The 14,326-nt window shown below is 71.8% G+C and carries 15 protein-coding genes; 13 read left to right on the plus strand and 2 right to left on the minus strand.

What is annotated here, in order from left to right; translation table 11 throughout:
- Nucleotides 1–17 precede the first annotated feature (17 nt).
- From ACQPXG_RS41470 to ACQPXG_RS41490, 5 genes are all read left to right on the plus strand, one after another.
- Nucleotides 18–1,283, plus strand: coding sequence for a PspC domain-containing protein (locus ACQPXG_RS41470; RefSeq protein ID WP_433464622.1), 1,266 nt, complete (start codon nucleotides 18–20; stop codon nucleotides 1,281–1,283).
- Nucleotides 1,276–1,497 carry a hypothetical protein gene (locus ACQPXG_RS41475; RefSeq protein ID WP_433464623.1) on the plus strand — a complete coding sequence of 74 codons (222 nt, stop codon included), beginning with the start codon at nucleotides 1,276–1,278 and terminating at the stop codon, nucleotides 1,495–1,497. Before ACQPXG_RS41470 ends, ACQPXG_RS41475 begins: the two co-directional genes overlap by 8 nt.
- Nucleotides 1,498–1,595: 98 nt before the next feature.
- On the plus strand, nucleotides 1,596–2,300 hold the full coding sequence (locus tag ACQPXG_RS41480; protein WP_433464624.1) for a TetR/AcrR family transcriptional regulator: 705 nt from the start codon (nucleotides 1,596–1,598) through the stop codon (nucleotides 2,298–2,300).
- A 188-nt stretch (nucleotides 2,301–2,488) separates the two neighbouring features.
- A complete protein-coding gene (locus tag ACQPXG_RS41485; protein WP_433464625.1) occupies nucleotides 2,489–4,366 on the plus strand; it encodes a Vgb family protein in 1,878 nt (625 codons plus the stop codon).
- 65 nt (nucleotides 4,367–4,431) lie between these two features.
- A complete protein-coding gene (locus tag ACQPXG_RS41490; protein WP_433464626.1) occupies nucleotides 4,432–4,842 on the plus strand; it encodes a hypothetical protein in 411 nt (136 codons plus the stop codon).
- On the opposite strand, the gene ACQPXG_RS41495 is transcribed toward ACQPXG_RS41490, so the two are convergent.
- Entirely contained in the window at nucleotides 4,793–5,227 is a 435-nt protein-coding gene (locus ACQPXG_RS41495; protein WP_433464627.1) for a cysteine dioxygenase, read from the minus strand. The two genes, ACQPXG_RS41490 and ACQPXG_RS41495, sit on opposite strands and share 50 nt — an antisense overlap.
- Nucleotides 5,228–5,471: 244 nt before the next feature.
- On the opposite strand from ACQPXG_RS41495, the gene ACQPXG_RS41500 reads away from it, so the two are divergent.
- Nucleotides 5,472–6,995, plus strand: coding sequence for an alkaline phosphatase D family protein (locus tag ACQPXG_RS41500; RefSeq protein WP_433464628.1), 1,524 nt, complete (start codon nucleotides 5,472–5,474; stop codon nucleotides 6,993–6,995).
- 23 nt (nucleotides 6,996–7,018) lie between these two features.
- On the opposite strand, the gene ACQPXG_RS41505 is transcribed toward ACQPXG_RS41500, so the two are convergent.
- Nucleotides 7,019–7,369 carry a hypothetical protein gene (locus ACQPXG_RS41505; RefSeq protein ID WP_433464629.1) on the minus strand — a complete coding sequence of 117 codons (351 nt, stop codon included), beginning with the start codon at nucleotides 7,367–7,369 and terminating at the stop codon, nucleotides 7,019–7,021.
- A 427-nt stretch (nucleotides 7,370–7,796) separates the two neighbouring features.
- Between ACQPXG_RS41505 and ACQPXG_RS41510 the strand changes: the two genes are divergently transcribed.
- The 7 genes from ACQPXG_RS41510 to ACQPXG_RS41540 all read left to right on the plus strand — a co-directional run bounded on the left by ACQPXG_RS41510 (nucleotide 7,797) and on the right by ACQPXG_RS41540 (nucleotide 14,324).
- Nucleotides 7,797–7,964: a hypothetical protein gene (locus ACQPXG_RS41510; RefSeq protein WP_433464630.1), complete on the plus strand. Its 168-nt coding sequence runs from the start codon at nucleotides 7,797–7,799 to the stop codon at nucleotides 7,962–7,964.
- Nucleotides 7,961–8,668: a peptidoglycan-binding protein gene (locus ACQPXG_RS41515; protein ID WP_433464631.1), complete on the plus strand. Its 708-nt coding sequence runs from the start codon at nucleotides 7,961–7,963 to the stop codon at nucleotides 8,666–8,668. Before ACQPXG_RS41510 ends, ACQPXG_RS41515 begins: the two co-directional genes overlap by 4 nt.
- 183 nt (nucleotides 8,669–8,851) lie before the next feature.
- Complete coding sequence (locus tag ACQPXG_RS41520) at nucleotides 8,852–9,343, plus strand: (2Fe-2S)-binding protein (protein ID WP_433464632.1); 492 nt, start codon at nucleotides 8,852–8,854, stop codon at nucleotides 9,341–9,343.
- Nucleotides 9,340–11,739 carry a xanthine dehydrogenase family protein molybdopterin-binding subunit gene (locus ACQPXG_RS41525; RefSeq protein WP_433464633.1) on the plus strand — a complete coding sequence of 800 codons (2,400 nt, stop codon included), beginning with the start codon at nucleotides 9,340–9,342 and terminating at the stop codon, nucleotides 11,737–11,739. Before ACQPXG_RS41520 ends, ACQPXG_RS41525 begins: the two co-directional genes overlap by 4 nt.
- Nucleotides 11,736–12,590 carry an FAD binding domain-containing protein gene (locus tag ACQPXG_RS41530; RefSeq protein ID WP_433464634.1) on the plus strand — a complete coding sequence of 285 codons (855 nt, stop codon included), beginning with the start codon at nucleotides 11,736–11,738 and terminating at the stop codon, nucleotides 12,588–12,590. The genes ACQPXG_RS41525 and ACQPXG_RS41530 overlap by 4 nt, the downstream gene beginning before the upstream one ends.
- Before the next feature lie 181 nt (nucleotides 12,591–12,771).
- Nucleotides 12,772–13,530, plus strand: coding sequence for an SRPBCC family protein (locus ACQPXG_RS41535; protein ID WP_433464635.1), 759 nt, complete (start codon nucleotides 12,772–12,774; stop codon nucleotides 13,528–13,530).
- Nucleotides 13,531–13,622: 92 nt separating this feature from the next.
- Nucleotides 13,623–14,324 (plus strand): class I SAM-dependent methyltransferase, encoded by a 702-nt coding sequence (locus ACQPXG_RS41540; RefSeq protein ID WP_433464636.1) that lies wholly within the window; start codon nucleotides 13,623–13,625, stop codon nucleotides 14,322–14,324.
- Nucleotides 14,325–14,326 lie beyond the last annotated feature (2 nt).

Raw genomic sequence — 14,326 nt, forward strand, 5'->3', positions numbered from 1 at the left:
ACGCGACCATGGCTGGCATGGGCGAGGAGAAGCAGGTCCGGGAACCGAACTACCGGCGGCTGGCGCGCGACGCCGACCGGCGGGTGCTGGCCGGCGTGTGCACCGGGCTCGGCCGCTTCACCGGAATCGACCCCGTCGTGTTCCGCGTGGGATTCGCGATCCTGGTCCTGGCGCACGGGCAGGGGATCTTCCTCTACATCGCGGCGGCGCTGCTGATGCCGTCGGGCCCGGGCGAGTCGTCGCTCGCCGAGCAGCTCCTCAAGCGGTGGTTCGACGGGCAGGCCGTGCTGTCGATCCTCGGCGCGCTGCTGTGCGTCGGCGTCGTGTTCAGCCTGTTCGGCGGCGCGCCGACCGACGCGATCGCGGTGCTGGTGGTGTTCGGGCTGGTGCTGCTCGTCGCGCACTCGCGCGGCGTGGACCTCGTGGCCATGGCGCGGTCGGTCCCCGAACGGCTCACCGGGCACCCGCCGGAGCCGTCCGCCGAGTGGACGCGGTCGGAGTCCGTCGTCGTCGGTGGCGTCTCCCTCGGCAAGGACGTGCCGTCCCAGGCACCGGGCGGCGGCGGGGGCCTGCCCGAGGGCATGATCGACCTCGCCGCCTATTCGGCCACGCGGACGGACGCGGCCGAGACCGTCGCGGACGCGCCGCCGGCGCCGCGCGACCGCGGCGGCGTGAGCTCGCCGGCGGCCACGATCACGCTGCTGGCCGCCATGGCGGCGGGCGCGGCGATGATCCCGATCGCGCGGTCCTATCCCGCCCCGGACTCCTGGCTGATCGTCATGTCGCCCGCGCTCGCCGTCATGGGGCTCGGGCTGTTCGTCGGCGGCTGGTTCCGGACCCGCGGTCTCGCCGCGGCCGGGACCGTGCTGACCCTCGCGATGCTCACCACCTCGGTCGTGGGCGACGTCCCGCACAACGCCGAGTACGGGGAGATCGACTGGCGCCCCACCGACCTCGGGCAGGCGAACCAGGTCTACAAGGTGGGCGTCGGCCAGGGCGACCTCGACCTCACCGCCCTGCCCGTCGCGGCCGGGCAGCGCGTCGAGATCAACGCGGAGGTCGCGCTCGGCGGGCTGGAGGTCACGCTGCCGCCGGGCGCCCGGGTCATGGTGGACGCGAAGGTCGCGCTCGGCGACCTGCGCATCGAGCACCGGACGACGAGCGGGCCGAACGCCAAGGTCGTGCGGACCCTCGAACCCGAGGTCGAAGCGGCCGGCGAGCCGCCGGTGATCGTCCTGCGGATCCGCGGGAAGGTCGGAGACGTGGACGTGCACCGTGGCTGACCGGGAGCGTGCGAAGAAGAGGTACAGGTTCGATCCGGCGGGGCCCGTCACCGGGCTGTTCTTCCTCGTCCTCGCCGGGCTCTTCCTCTCGGACGGCCTGTCGGAGACGGACGGCGTTCCCGCGACGGTGCTGGTCCCGGTGGTGCTGATCGGCCTGGGGCTCGTCGGGACGGTCCGGGTGCTGACCCGCTCCCGCCGCCGCAACCTGCGCTGACACCCGTTTGTGACCCGCGCCGCACGCGCCGGGCCTTTCCCCCACGCCGGGAACGGGAAGTAACCTGATCCCAACGGCTGGTGACGGAACGAGGTTCGATGTCGGGGCAGGCGGGGACGCCGGAGGCGGGGTGCACGGACGTGCTGCCCGGGTCGCGGTCGGCGCTGGACCCGGGCCGCGCCATCAAGCCCGGCCGGCACGGGCTGTCCCCCGAGACCGTGGCCGCCATCCAGCGGGAGCGGCTGATCGACGCGTTCGTCCAGGTCGTGTCGGAACGCGGGTTCGCGCACACCACGATCAGCCGGGTGACCGAGGGCGCGGGCGTCACGAAGAAGACGTTCTACGCGCACTTCACCGACCTGGACGACTGCTTTCTCGCCGCCTACCAGCGCGGCATGGACATCCTGCTCCGCCTCATGCGGGAGGCGTACGAGGCCGCGCCGTCCTGGCCGGACGGGATCCACGCGGGGCTCCGCACGCTGCTCGCCGCCCTGGCCCGGGAGCCCCGGTTCGCGCGGGCGTCGCTGGTGGAGGTGAACGCGGCGGGCCCGCAGGTCCGGCAGGCGCGCATCGACAACCTCGCCCGCTTCCGCGCGTTCTTCGCCGACCCGTCGCTGGCGCCCGTCCCGGTCGCCGTGGTGGACGCGATCGTCGGCGGCATCTACAGCGCGATCCACGTCCAGATGGAGACGGGCGAGGCGGGGGAACTGCCGTCGCTGCTGCCGTCCCTGACCTACTTCGCGCTGCTCCCCCTCATCGGCCGCGAGGCCGCGTCGCCCTATCTGAACGGCGACCCCACCTGACCAGCGAATACTGGCACATTCACCTTTCCGGCCAGCTCGGGACCCCTTTCGCGGCCCTCCGGTTGACCCGCTGACCGGAAGCGGCCGGAGATCAACGACCGGGTTGACGTGAAAAACCTACGGGTTTCTATTGGTGTGGATCTTGTCTCGGGTCGGGGGATCCCCACTTTTCCAAGGAGGCGATGGCGATGCGCCATCGACGTAGCAGAGCGCTCTCGCTGGCCGCCGCGCTGGCGCTGGGAGCGGGCGCCCTGACGGCCGTCCCAGGCGCCGCGGCCGCCGCGAGCCCGGTACGCGAGATCGCCCTGCCCGTCCCTGACGTCCTGCCGCTCGGCCTGGCCGCCGGCCCGGACGGATCCGTCTGGTACGCCGCCAACGCGGGCGGCATCGGCCGCGTGGACGCCGCCGGCAAGGTCACCGAGTATCCGGTCGCCGAGAACTCCAAGAAGCTTCTCGGCGCCCCGGACGCGATGACCTCCGCGCCTGACGGCTCGCTGTGGTTCACGGACGTGTCCACGGCCGCCCCGCGGGTGGGGCGCGTGGACCCGGCGACCGGCAAGTCCACCCTGTACGAGCTGCCCACCACCGGCACCGTGAACTTCGCGAACGCCCAGGTCTCCGACATCACCCCCGGGCCGGACGGCGCACTGTGGTTCACCGGCGGTGTCTCGGGCTCCATCGGCCGCATCGACGCGTCAGGCACCGTGACCGCCTACGCCACCCGGCTCTTCCCCTACGCGCTCACGACCGGCCCGGACAAGGCGATCTGGTTCACCACCGGCCAGGGCGTCCTCGGCCGGCTCGACCCCGCCACCGGCGCGGTCACCAGCTTCCCGACGCCGTCCGCGGGCAAGGGGACCCCCGCGATGGGCGGAATCGTCACCGGCCCGGACGGCAGGCTGTGGTTCACCGAGCCCGGCGCCGGCAGGGTCGGCCGGATCGACCCGGCCACGCACGCGATCAACGAGTACTCCACCCCGGTCTCCGACTCGATGCCCACCGGCATCGTCCTCGGCCCGGACCGCAAGCTCTGGATCACCGAGACCGCGGCCAGCAACATCGCGAGCGTCGACCCGGTGTCCGGCGCGATCAGCGAGTACCCGCTGCCGGCGACGCTGTCCGCGCCGCTGCGCATCGTCAACGGCCCTGGCGGCCACCTGTGGTTCAGCGAGCCGGGCCGCGGGCTGATCGGGCACCTCGACCCGGCCGCGCCGCCCGCCGGCACCCGCCACCCGGCCGTCCCGGCCCTCCTCCCCGGCGCCGCCCCCAACGGAGCCGCCCAGTTCATGAACCAGTGCCCGCGCGAGCAGCTCTGCCAGACGCAGGTCACCACCGGCGGCTCGGTCAAGATCGGCTCGTTCCAGCAGGAGCTGCCCGCCGGCGCCATCCGCATCACCGGCTACCTGGGCGAGCCGGACGAGACCGGTGACCTCGTGCTGAAGCCGCCGGTCGCCGGGCAGCAGCTCGTGTCCACGCCGGTCGAGGTGCCGGGCGGGCTGATCGGGCAGCTGCCGCTCATCGGGCCGATCCTCGGCAAGACCCCCGCGGCGATGTGGGACGTCAACCGGCTCACCGTCACGCAGTCGCTCGCCGGGCCGATTCACGTGTCGCTCGCGGGCGGCGGGCTCGGCGCCAAGGCGTCCCTGAACGTCCACCTCAACAACCAGCTGCTCGGCGCCACCTGCGTCATCGGGCCGATCGAGGCGAACCTCGCCCCGGCGTTCCGGACCGGCGACCTCGCGTTCGACCCGCTGCTGTCGTGGCTGTCCGGGCAGATCGCGATCAGCGCGCCGGTCGCCGTGCCGGCCGCGAAGGGCTGCGGCCCGTTCGGGATCCTGGACGGCGTCATCAACCAGATGATGGGCCTGCCGTCGCCCGCGTCCGAGAACACGATGAACCTGACCGGGGTCCTCAGCCTCGCGTCCGGGATCAACCCGAGCAACACGCCGCAGGCGGCCGCGCCCGCCGAGGCCGCCAAGCTGCTGAAGGACGCCCGCACCGTGCGGAAGCCCCGCGTCCTCCCGGCCGCCCCGAAGAAGACCACCGTCCGGGTCGCCCCGCGCTGACCCCCGTGCACGCGCGGCGGGCCCTTCCCCCGGGCCCGCCGCGCGCCTCATCCCTGGAGGACCTCATGCGGCCGGCCGTGCTCGTGCTCTCCCTGCTGCTCACCGTCCCGCTGGCCGGCTGCAGCGGTTCGGAACCGCCCGCGGCCGGGCCCGCCCCCTCCGCGGCGACGTTCCGCCCGACCCCGCCGGTACTGAACGGCGTGCGGCCCGGCGCCGAGAAGAAGTCGTCGCTGGACGGCAACTGGACGGCGGGCTCGGGCAAGGGGCGCGTCGCGCTCTACCTCTACCGCGGCGCCGCCGCCCTGAACTCGCCGGGTTTCTGCACCGGCACCGTCGACGGGTCGGGCGGGATCAAGCTGAGCTGCGCGAACGGCTCCCGCGACCGGGTCGCCGGCCGGGCCGTCCTGCGGTCCGGGAAGCTCGTCGTCAGCTGGACGGGCGGTCCGAAGGACGTGCTGCACCGGCGTGCAGGCTGACCGCGAACGCCGGCCCCGGGTTCGTCATCGTCTGCGCACCGCCGTGCACGCGGACGCGGTTGGCCCGCAGCGGCCGCTCGGTGACGCCCCGCCCGGTCATCGCCAGCTCCGCCAGCTCACCGGCGATCAGGGTGCTGACCTGCCCCGGGACGGTCGCGCCGGACCCCGGCGGCCAGGTGATCAGCCACGTCTCGTCGTCGAGCGGGACGTGCACCGGCTCGCCGAGGTCGAACCGGACGAGCCGCCACCACTCGCCGGGGCGCCCGGCGAGCTCGCGGACGCGGGCGGCGAGCTGCCCGACGGTCGGCGGACGGGCGGCGGTCGCGCGGCCGTGCGGGTCGTCCTGGCCGTGCATGGTGAGATCGGGAGCCACGGAAAGGTCCACGGGAGAAAGTCCTTCGTGCAGGTGTGTCGGCCGGTGAGAACAGAGGTCAGCGACAACACGAAGGACACAGCGCGCCGGCCACGCGGCACAGGGCCACGGGGCTGTCGGTCGGCAGGCGCTCGGTCACGGGTACAAGGAGACACTCGGTAACCGAAGGTTGTCAAGCCGATCACCGAGAGTCCACCCGGAATCCGCCCCGCGTGGAGAGCATGCGCGGGGAATGGATCAAGGGAACGGAGTACCCATGGACCGTCGGACCGTGCTGCGCGGCGGCCTCGTCACCACTGGCGGGGCGGCGTTCACCCTGCTCGGCGGCGGGCCCGCGTCCGCGCTGCTGCGCATGGACCGCCCGCGCCTGACCCACGGCGTGCAGAGCGGCGACGTGACCGCGCACGAGGCCGTGGTGTGGGCGCGCTCCGACCGTCCCGCCCGGATGCTCGTCGAGGTGAGCCGCCGTCCCGACTTCCGGAACGCCCGGACCGTGCGCGGGCCCGTGCTGACGCCCGGCACCGACCTCACCGGCAAGACGCTCCTGCGCGGCCTGCCGCCCGGCGAGGAACTGCACTACCGGGTCCGGCTCGACGGCCTGGACCAGGGGCCGGCGTCCGAGCCGCTGGCCGGGCGGCTGCGCACCGCCCCCCGCGGCCGGCGGGACCTCCGCTTCGTCTGGTCGGGCGACCTCGCCGGCCAGGGCTGGGGCATCGACCCCGGCCTCGGCGGCTACCGGATCTTCAAGGCGATGGGCGCCACCGACCCCGACTTCTTCCTGTGCAGCGGCGACCTCGTCTACTCCGACGGCCCCCTCAGCGAGACCGTGCCGCTCCCGGACGGCCGCACATGGCGCAACGTCGTCACTCCGGAGAAGTCGGCCGTCGCCCAGACCCTCGCCGAGTACCGCGGCCAGTTCCGCTACAACCTCCAGGACGCGAACCTCAGGGCCTTCAACGCCCAGGTCCCGATGCTCTACCAATGGGACGACCACGAGACGCTGAACAACTGGTACCCGGGCGAGATCCTCGACCTCCCCCAGTACACCGAGAAGCGCGTGGACGTCCTGGCGCGGCGCTCCCGCCAGGCGATGTTCGAATACACGCCGGTCCGCACCGCCCGCTCGGGCCGCCTCTACCGGCGGATCTCCTATGGCCCGCTCCTGGACGTCTTCATGCTCGACATGCGGACGTACAAGTCCCCGAACGACGCGGGCACGTCCCCGGCCCAGCGGGACGGCCTCCTCGGCGCCGAGCAGTCCGCGTGGCTCAAGCGGGAACTGCGCGACTCCAAGGCCACCTGGAAGGTCATCGCGGCCGACCTGCCCATCGGGCTGATCGTCCCCGACGGCACCGCGCAGGAGTCCGCCGCCCAGGGCGACGACGGCGCCCCGCTGGGCCGCGAGCGCGAGATCGCCGACCTGCTCTCGTACGCGCGGCGGCACCGCGTCCGGAACATGGTCTGGCTCACGGCCGACGTCCACTACACGGCCGCGCACTACTACGACCCCGCGAAGGCCGCCTTCACCGACTTCGACCCCTTCTGGGAATTCGTCTCGGGCCCCCTCAACGCCGGCGCCTTCGGCCCCAACGAACTCGACGGCACGTTTGGTGGAGTACTCAAGTTTCAGAAGGTTCCCCCGCACGCGAACACGTCCCCGGCCGAGGGCTACCAGTTCTTCGGTGAGGTCGAGATCGAGGGGGAGAGCGAGGTCCTGACCGTGCGTCTACGCGACCTCGACGGGGCCGTGCTCTACACCCAGCCCCTCACCCCTCGATAGTCACACGGCCGCCGACAGAGCAGTCAGCCCATCTTGTGCTTGATGCACCAGGTGGAGATCTCGATCGCGCCGGTCTGCGCCCGCAGGTCTTCCACCACCGACCCGTCTGGCGCGTTCTTCCGGGCGATCACCCGGAGCTCGGCCACACCGCTCCTGGACGCCGCCTCGACCGCGACCGCTGCGTCGCCGTCCCGCTCGTGGTACTCCTTCGCGGCCTCGCACGCCTGGATCGTCGCCCGATCCCACTCCGGTGACCGCGAGTACGCGACCGCCACCACCACGACTACCACCACCGCCACCAGCACCACGGCGGCCGCCAGGCCGATGATGAGGCCAGGGGACCGGTGTGGACGCTGCTGATACTGAGGGTGCATGCCGGTGCGACGCGCGCGCGGCCTGCTCGGTTCCTGTACTTCACCCAAATCCCTGACCGTCCACCTGCGGGATCTGGACGGAAGGTCACTTCACACCGAAACCCTCGCTCCCCGCCGCTGACTCACCGGCTGAGCAGGAGGAACACGACCCAGGTGAGCACCAGGGTCACGACCACCGACCCCAGGCATCCCAGCCGGGACGAAAAGAACAACATAGGCGGCCCCTACCCCGGAACCGGTCGATATCGCCCGCGGAACGCCGGCCGCACCGATGTGTTGTCGGGTGTCTTACCTGGTAGAAGCGTTTCTCGGGCAGTTGAGTGAGTTTTAGGGCGAAAACCGGAGAAGTATGGGGTCGGCCCATTACGGTCGGTCGAAAGTCACCCACGGAACGGCGCGGCGGAGGCCGACGCTCCTGGAGGAGCACATGACCCCCCAAAACAGCACAGATGCGAACGAAGCAGCCCATATGGATGAAGTGGACGTGAATCCGGACGTCCACCGCGCCACCGAACCGGACGAGGAGCAGATCCTCGGAGCGCTTTACGGCGAGCCCGATACCGACGGGATCTTCCGCGGGGAGGGTTCCGGATGAGCGCCGCGGCAATGATCGCCGAGGCCCGGAAGTCGCTCGGAATGTCGGGCCGGCCGAACACCATCACCAAGGAGTACGCGTCCAGGCACGGGGACGAGTTCCTGCGCGCCTCCTGGTGCGACATGGGCATCACCTACTGGGCACGGCACAGCGGGAACGCCGCGGCCGTCCTGCCGGGCGGGGATCGCGCCTACACCGTGTGGCACGCACAGGACTTCCAGAAGGCCGGACGGTGGCACAGCGGGACGACCGCGAGCGTCAACGAGGCCAAGCCCGGCGACATCGTGTTCTTCGACTGGGGCGCCACCAACAACGTGGGCGCGATCGACCACGTCGGCGTGGTCGAGAAGGTCCTCGGCGGTGGGCGGCTCCAGACCATCGAGGCCAACACGAGCGACGCGGTGAAGCGCCGCGTGCGCGACTCCGGTGTCATCGCCGGTTACGGACGGCCCGCCTACGGCGGGGGAAACTGGACGGAGGACATGGTGAAGAAGCTCCCGGAACTGAGCAAGGGCGACACCGGGGAGCACGTGGAGAGCGTGCAGGGGCTGCTGCAGGCGCGCAGCCACCCCGAGGTGTCCATGACCGGGACCTTCGACGACGCGACCGAGGAGGCCGTCAAGGCGGTGCAGCGGTGGGGCGGCGTCGACGACGACGGGATCGTCGGCTCCGACACCTGGCCGGTTCTCCTCCGCGTGCACTAGCGGCCATCAGTCCCCCAGACGTCGGTAAATAAGCGACGCAGGGGACTAGTACGGCATTCAACCGCGGATTAGTTTCGGAGGGTCGCCTTCCACGGAGGTGGCCCCGATGACGTGGCCGGAACAGCGTGCCCCGCCCAGGGGTGTCTCTCTAAGTCCACCCCGAGACGTCCCTGGGAGAAACGCATGCCACGTATCCGTGTGGAGGTCGACGGCGCGACGTACGAAGACGACGTCGAGCCGCGCCTCCTTCTCGTCCACTATCTGCGCGAACGGCTGGGAAAGGTCGGGACCCCGGTCGGGTGCGACACCAGCAACTGCGGAGCCTGCACCGTCCTGATGGACGGGCTGAGCGTGAAGAGCTGCTCCGTCTTCGCCGTCCAGGCCGACGGCCGCGACGTGACGACCGTCGAGGGTCTCGGCATCGACGGCACCACGCACCCCATGCAGCAGGCCTTCCACGAGGAGCACGCGCTCCAGTGCGGCTACTGCACGCCCGGCATGATCATGGCGTCGCTCGATCTGCTGCGGGAGAACCCCGACCCGTCGGAGGACGAGGTCCGGGAGGGGCTCGAAGGCAACCTGTGCCGGTGCACCGGCTACCAGAACATCGTCAAGGCGGTCCGGCGCGCGGCGAGCGAGATGCGTGAGCCCGGCCGGCAGGAGGTGACGCCGTGACCGTGCAGGAGGTCGGCAGCCCGCGCAAGCGGTCGGAGGACGCCCGGCTCATCACCGGCCGGACCCGGTGGACCGACAACATGACGCCGGCGGGGACGCTGCACGTGGCGTTCCTGCGCAGCCCGTACGCGCACGCCAGGATCACCGGCGTCGACACCGCGCCCGCGAAGGGGCGTCCCGGAGTGGTCGGCGTGTTCAGCGGCCAGGATCTCGCCGCGGAACAGGGCTCGCTTCCATGCGCCTGGGTCGTGACCGATGACATGAAGCATCCGGATCATGCGCCTATGGCGGTGGACGAGGTCCGCTACGTCGGGGAGCCCGTCGCGTGCGTCGTGGCGCGCGACAAGGCCGCGGCCGTGGACGCTCTGGAAGAGATCGACGTCGACTACGAGCCGCTGCCCGCGGTGGTGGACATGGAGGCGGCCGTAGCGGACGGCGCCGATCTGGTCCACGACGACCTGGGGACGAACAAGTCCTACACGTGGGTGTTCGAGAACGGGGATCTCGACGCCGCGATGAGGGACGCACCGGTCGTCCTGGAGCGCCGCTACGTCCAGCAGAGGCTGATCCCGACGGCGATGGAGCCGCGGTCGGTCCTGTGCGTCCCCGAGGGGGACGAGTTCACGCTGTACTCGGCCACGCAGATCCCGCACATCCTGCGGCTGATGCTGGCCACGGTCACCGGGATCCCCGAGCACCGGATCCGGGTCGTCGCACCGGACGTCGGCGGCGGCTTCGGCTCCAAGCTGCAGGTGTACGGGGAGGAGGTCCTCGCGCTGCTGCTGGCCCGCAGGCTCGGCCGTCCCGTGAAGTGGACGGAGACGCGCAGCGAGGGCAACATGACCGTCCACCACGGGCGCGACCAGATACAGAAGATCACGCTCGCGGCGGAGCGGGACGGACGGATCCGCGGCCTGAAGGTGGATCTGCTGGCCGACATGGGGGCGTACCTCATGCTGGTCACTCCCGGCATCCCGCTGCTGGGCGCGTTCATGTACAACGGCATCTACAAGATGGACGCGCTGTCGTTCACCTGCACGGGTGTCTTCACGACGAAGACGCCCACGGACGCCTACAGGGGCGCGGGCCGCCCGGAGGCCACGTACGCCATCGAGCGCATGATGGACGAGCTGGCCGCCGAACTGGGCGTGGACCCCATCGAGGTACGGCGCCGCAACTGGATCAAGCATGAGGAGTTCCCGTACGAGACGATCGCGGGCCTCACGTACGACTCCGGCAACTACGAGGCGGCGACGGACAAGGCGCTGGAGCTGTTCGAGTACGACAAGCTGCGCGCGGAGCAGTCGGACAGGCGTGAACGGCAGGATCCGGTGCAGCTGGGCATCGGGGTGTCCACGTTCACGGAGATGTGCGGCCTGGCCCCGTCCCGCGTGCTCGGATCGCTCTCGTACGGCGCTGGCGGCTGGGAACACGCGTCGGTGCGCGTACTGCCGTCCGGGAAGGTCGAAGTGGTCACCGGTTCGTCCGCGCATGGGCAGGGCCACGAGACGGCCTGGGCGCAGATCACCGCGGACCGGCTCGGCGTCCCGTTCGAGGACGTGAAGGTCCTGCACGGTGACACGGCCATCTCTCCCAAGGGAATGGACACCTACGGCTCGCGTTCCCTGACCGTCGGCGGCGTCGCGCTGTTCTCGGCCTGCGAGAAGGTGGTCGACAAGGCCCGCAAGGTCGCCGCGCATCTGCTGGAGGCGTCCGAACAGGACCTGGAGTTCGCCGGCGGACGGTTCAGCGTCCGAGGTGTCCAGGAGGAGGGCAAGACGCTGCAGGAGGTCGCGCTGGCCGCGTTCGCCGCGCACGACCTGCCGGACGGCATCGAGCCGTCGCTGGACTCCGACGCCACGTTCGACCCGGACAACTTCTCCTTCCCGCATGGCACGCACCTGTGCGCCGCCGAGGTCGACACAGAGACCGGGATGGTGAAGCTCCGCAAGTACGTGGCCGTGGACGACATCGGCAAGGTCGTCAACCCGCTCATCGTGGAGGGGCAGGTCCACGGAGGGCTTGCGCAGGGCATCGCCCAGGCCCTCTATGAAGAGGCGGTGTACGACGCGGACGGCAACCTCACGACGACCACCATGGCCGACTACCTGGTCCCGTCCGCCAAGGACCTGCCGTCGTTCACGACCGACCGCACCGAGACGCCCGCGACGTCCAACCCGATGGGCGTGAAGGGGGTCGGCGAGGCGGGGACGATCGCCTCGACACCCGCGGTCGTCAACGCGATCGTGGACGCGCTGCGCCCGCACGGCGTCACGGACGTGCCGATGCCGTGCTCGCCCGAACGCGTGTGGCGCGCCCTGCGCGCGGAGAAGAAACCCGCCGCGGCCGAACCCGGCCCGGGCGGCGGACTCGGCTCGGCCGGAGGTGCACAGTGATCCCCGCGACGTTCGACTACGCGCGTCCGGCCTCGGTGGAGGACGCCTGCCGGGCGCTGTCCGACGCCGGCGAGGACGCGAAGGTGCTGGCCGGCGGGCAGAGCCTGATGCCGCTGCTGCGGCTCCGGCTCGCCTACCCCGACGCGCTGATCGACCTCGACCGGGTCGACGGGCTCCGGGAGATCCGGGACGCGGGCGACTCCCTGGTCATCGGCGCCATGGCGACGCATCACCAGGTGATCCACGATCCGCTGGTGCGCGAGCACGCCCCGCTGATCGCGCAGGCGACGGAGACGGTCGCGGACCCGGCCGTCCGGCATCGCGGCACGTTCGGCGGGTCGCTGGCCCACGCCGACCCGGCGGGGGACCTTCCCGCGGTCGCGCTGGCACTGGACGCGGTGTGCCTTGTCCGGTCCGTGCGCGGTGAGAGGGAGATCCCCGCGTCGGAGTTCTTCGTCGACTGGATGACGTCGGCGATGGAGCCGGACGAACTGCTCGTGGGCGTGCGCGTACCGAAACTGGATGCGGGCTGGGGCGTGCACTACGAGAAGTTCCACCGGACGGCGCAGGCATGGGCGATCGTCGGAATCGCGTGCGCCGTCCGCCGCAATGGTGCCGGCATCGAGGAGGCACGGGTCGCGCTGACCTGCATGGGGCCGGTTCCTGTCAGGGCCAACGCGGTGGAGATCGCCGTCCAGGGGCGGCCGGCGTCGGAGGACACGTTCCGGACGGCGGCCGCGCAGGCGCCGGCCGGCACCGAACCGCCGACCGACCTGCACGGGTCGTCGGAGTACCGGACCCATCTGGCGACGGTGCTGACGGCGCGCGCACTGGCGGCCGCCGCGGGCTGACGGTTCCAGGCGGCCGGGCCCCGCCCCGCACCCCGGGGCCCGGCCGCCACGCCGCAGGTTCACCAGGCGGCATGTTCACCGCGCCGCCGGGTACCTGGATGCCTGTCGGGTCCCACTGGCGACGCGGCGTGCGGCCGCCGTAGGGTCGCGGCAAGGTCTCCGGACGATAAGGACATTGATCATGGAACTCGACCACGATTTCACCGTCCCCGTACCGGTGGATCAGGCATGGTCGGTGCTGCTCGACGTGGAGCGCGTCGCGGCGTGCATGCCGGGCGCGACGCTCGACGGGGTCGAGGGCGAGGAGTACTCCGGCCGGATGAAGGTGAAGGTCGGCGCGATGACCATCACCTACCGCGGCACCGCGCGGATCGTCTCGGCGGACGAGTCGTCCCGCGTCGTGACGATGGAGGCGTCCGGCAAGGAGGCCCGCGGGTCGGGGACGGCGGCGGCCACCGTCCAGGCGACGCTGCACCCGCAGGACGGCACGACGCGGGTGACCGTCCACACCAAGCTGAACGTGACGGGGCGTCCGGCGCAGTTCGGCCGCAACATCCTGTCCGAGGTCGGCTCCAAGATCATCGCGAGGTTCGCCAAGGCGCTGGCCACCGAACTGGAGTCGCCCGGCGCGGCGGCGCCCGCCGAGACCGCGCCGGCCCCCGCCGCGGCGCCTGAGAGCCCGGCTGAGGCCGCGAAGCCGGAGGTGGAGGCCGAGACCGGGGTGGCGGCGGCGACGCCGGAGGAGCCCGCTGACAAGCCCGGACCGGTCAGGGCGGAGCCGGCCCGGCCGCCGCTGCACGTGGCGAAGGAGGACGACGCGATCGACCTGCTGGAGGTCGCGGGGCCGTCGATCGCCAAGCGCGCGGTCCCCGCGGTCGGCGGCCTGGTCGCCCTCCTGATGGCCGTCCGTTTCCTGGTGCGCCGGCGCAAGAGGCGCTGACGGCCGCCCCGGGGTCAAACCGGGGTCAACGATCCGTGTGCGGGCGGCGACGGTGATGGAACGTGCCACCGCCCATGCCGTCGGCTTGTCCCGTGGACACCATCGAGCTCCGGCGGATCGCCCGGATCGAGAACGACAACTGGTGGTACCGCGAACGCCGCGAGATCCTGTCCGCCGAGCTGCTGCGGTTCAGCGTGCCCGGGACGGCCGTCGACATCGGCGCCGCGTCGGGTGCCGGCTGCCGCGTGCTGGCCGAGCACGGCTGGCGCGCCACGGCGATCGACCTGAGCCCGGCCGCCGTGGCCTTGGCCCGCGCCCACGGCGTGGAGGCGTACGAGGGTGACGCGCGGTACCTGCCGCTTCCGCCCGGCGAGTACGACCTGGCGCTGGCGTTGGACGTCCTGGCGCATGTGGAGGACGACGCGCGGGCGGTCGCCGAGATCGCGCGTGTGCTGCGGCCGGGTGGGACGGCGCTGGTGTCCGTGCCGTGCGACATGGCCCTGTGGTCGGCGCACGATGTGGCGCTCGGAAGGGTCCGCCGCTATACCCACCGTGCGCTCGTCGATCTGCTGGAGGGCGCGGAGCTCGTGCTGGAGCGCGTGTGGTGCCGGGGCGTCCTGCACCGTCCGCTCTTGCGGCTTCTCAGGAACCGGACGGTGCGGCGCGAGGATCTGGCTCCGCTGCATCCGCTCGTCAACGAGGCCCTGCGGCTGTCCGCCGTGCTGGAGCGGCGCCTGCCGATCTGCTCGTGGCCGGGCGTGTGGCTGTTCGCACGGGCCCGCCGCCCGGGTTGAGC

The sequence above is a fragment of the Spirillospora sp. CA-128828 genome (assembly GCF_050945415.1).
Lineage (GTDB): Bacteria > Actinomycetota > Actinomycetes > Streptosporangiales > Streptosporangiaceae > Spirillospora.

Coding starts and splice junctions, on each gene's coding strand:
- ACQPXG_RS41470 (WP_433464622.1), top strand. CDS start 18: ATGGGCGAGGAGAAGCAGGTCCGGGAACCGAACTACCGGCGGCTGGCG.
- ACQPXG_RS41480 (WP_433464624.1), top strand. CDS start 1,596: ATGTCGGGGCAGGCGGGGACGCCGGAGGCGGGGTGCACGGACGTGCTG.
- ACQPXG_RS41485 (WP_433464625.1), top strand. CDS start 2,489: ATGCGCCATCGACGTAGCAGAGCGCTCTCGCTGGCCGCCGCGCTGGCG.
- ACQPXG_RS41490 (WP_433464626.1), top strand. CDS start 4,432: ATGCGGCCGGCCGTGCTCGTGCTCTCCCTGCTGCTCACCGTCCCGCTG.
- ACQPXG_RS41500 (WP_433464628.1), top strand. CDS start 5,472: ATGGACCGTCGGACCGTGCTGCGCGGCGGCCTCGTCACCACTGGCGGG.
- ACQPXG_RS41505 (WP_433464629.1), bottom strand. CDS start 7,369: ATGCACCCTCAGTATCAGCAGCGTCCACACCGGTCCCCTGGCCTCATC.
- ACQPXG_RS41510 (WP_433464630.1), top strand. CDS start 7,797: ATGACCCCCCAAAACAGCACAGATGCGAACGAAGCAGCCCATATGGAT.
- ACQPXG_RS41515 (WP_433464631.1), top strand. CDS start 7,961: ATGAGCGCCGCGGCAATGATCGCCGAGGCCCGGAAGTCGCTCGGAATG.
- ACQPXG_RS41520 (WP_433464632.1), top strand. CDS start 8,852: ATGCCACGTATCCGTGTGGAGGTCGACGGCGCGACGTACGAAGACGAC.
- ACQPXG_RS41535 (WP_433464635.1), top strand. CDS start 12,772: ATGGAACTCGACCACGATTTCACCGTCCCCGTACCGGTGGATCAGGCA.